General features: G+C 52.2%; 2 protein-coding genes. Both read right to left on the reverse strand.

Annotation, left to right across the window (positions count from 1 at the left end; translation table 11 throughout):
- Positions 1-157: 157 nt before the first annotated feature.
- The gene (locus ACP5J3_RS13705; protein WP_428496195.1) at positions 158-457 is read right to left on the reverse strand and encodes a hypothetical protein; all 300 of its coding nucleotides are present in this window, start codon (positions 455-457) and stop codon (positions 158-160) included.
- A gap of 267 nt (positions 458-724) precedes the next feature.
- Positions 725-1,087, reverse strand: coding sequence for a hypothetical protein (locus ACP5J3_RS13710; RefSeq protein ID WP_428496196.1), 363 nt, complete (start codon positions 1,085-1,087; stop codon positions 725-727).
- Positions 1,088-2,029: the final 942 nt, after the last annotated feature.

Here is a 2,029-nt window from a genome sequence, read left to right on the forward strand (position 1 = left end):
AGCCTGCCGCCCCTCGATCTGCTTTACGAGTTGATTCCCCTTAGTGCTCATGTAAGCAGGCGCTGGCAGGTATTTAAGTCAATCGACTCTCTGCGCCGCAAATCAGCAGGTAAAACCGCTGTAAAACGAAAGTAGGGGGAGGGGAAAAGGCGGGGGTTTACCGGGTCTGTAGGCAGTATAAGTTCTCCTCTTTTCTTACAATGCCGCCTAGCCACTTGCCAGACTGTCTTGCTAACCCGGAGAAGCGGAAACAGCCCCTGTTATTCTTCGCCAGCTCCACAACCACCTCAAATATTTTGTCGGAGGATGCGACGACCTCGAAAGAGGCACCGCCCTCCCCCTCGCCGTCCTGCGGAGAGGAGCCCTCAGCAGATGCTAGGTACTCGCCGTCCTCCTCCAGCCTGGCGGGGATCATTACAGCGATGTATGGCCGGGCGTCGCAACCCCCAACTTCCACAGCCTCTTTTACAGTTACTACGTCCCACTCGACGACCTTTAGTAATTATATACTATAGTTTGGCTTCGAGCTCCGCTATCTTTCGCTCAAGCTTGGCCAGCTTCTTGATCGACACCTTGCTTGGCTGTTCGATGAAGCGTTTGAGCAGTTCGTCCCACGGCATGCCAGGTCGGGGGAGGAGGCACTGTAGTCTCTCAAAGAGCGCTCTGTCTCGGAGGGTTATAACGGCACTCTTACGTTCAGCGGGATGCCGAGCTTCTTCGCGCATCACGCCTTTTGCATGAGCAGAGACGCCGGCAGGATCTCAAGCAGAATTTCGAAATCCGATTCGGCGTACCTTTCCTCAGCCGTGCAGTTGGGGCATCTCTTAACCCGGAAGCGCATCTCTCTGCCGATGTTTTCAAGGATTTTCTCGTTCACCTCTCTCAAGTTGCACCTCTGCACCACGTAGTCCACGACCCTCAACAGCTCTAGGAGCCTGCAGGCAATCATCCTCGTATCTATATAGTTTACAAGCGGCGTATTGTGGCCATCATTCGTCAAGGCGTACAGCCAGACTGTTGCAAGGTACATTGGCAAGGTGTCGACCTCAACTACCTGCACTAATTCTCGTATAACCGCGCCGAACATGGAATGATATACGCTGATGTATAAAAATTATTGTGTGAATGTTGTATGAGGACCCACCAGGTTCCAGCCAGACACGTCAGCCACATATGTCCACCGAGGGGGCCAAAGCAACCCCTCATGCACTGGCAACCCCGCGGCATTTAAAGAGGCATTCTAATGACACTCACGGCGTTGAGCACGCGGGGTACAGGACATGAAACAGCCTAGGTGATTTAACGACCTAATATAAATTCGAGTTTTGCGCCTCTCTATATGCAAAAACCGAAGAGCCAACAGCGATCCCTACGTCCATTTAAAGTGTGGCTCTCCCCGCCTCTCGGCGACCGCTTCAGGCGGCGAATGGCTTAAAAGCCTCGCAGTGTTGCAGAGTAGGTGCCGCTCCTGCCGATGGCAGAGCTCCAGCCCAGCCGATCACGTGAAGATAGACGCCATCTGGGGCCCCCTTCTATGTAAATCATCCGCGCGGCATTTCTCTGCCGTGTTCCTCACCTCTATATCCCTTAAGTGACGTCTGTAATGCCCACAGAAGCGCGGAGGCCCCGATCCGCGCTGTGTTTAGAAGATGCAAGAGCAAGGTGTCAAGCCGCCACGTTCCTTTTCTCGTTAACCGGCGTGCAGAGGGATCGCAGTCCAGCGCACTGTGCCGCTTCATTACTTCAGCGGGAGGCCGTGCTTTACTTCTGTAATGTATTTTTTAAAGATGATCCATTCACCGTGCAACGGCGGGGGTCCGCGCGTTTTTTGATTTTGTATTTTCTATAATTCATATTTCTGATTTCGTGACCCATTTTTTTCACGGGCTCTCGCTGTGTGTCAAAAAATCTATGTAATGAATGTACAGGCTTGTGTAGAACTTTTGTAAACGCTGTAAGATCTTCAGCGGAGGTGCGCTGTGTATACTTCGATTTTCAACTACTTCGTTGTCATTTATGGCGGCTTCGC

Origin of the sequence: Pyrobaculum sp., assembly GCF_049971835.1 — an archaeon.
Lineage (GTDB): Archaea > Thermoproteota > Thermoprotei > Thermoproteales > Thermoproteaceae > Pyrobaculum.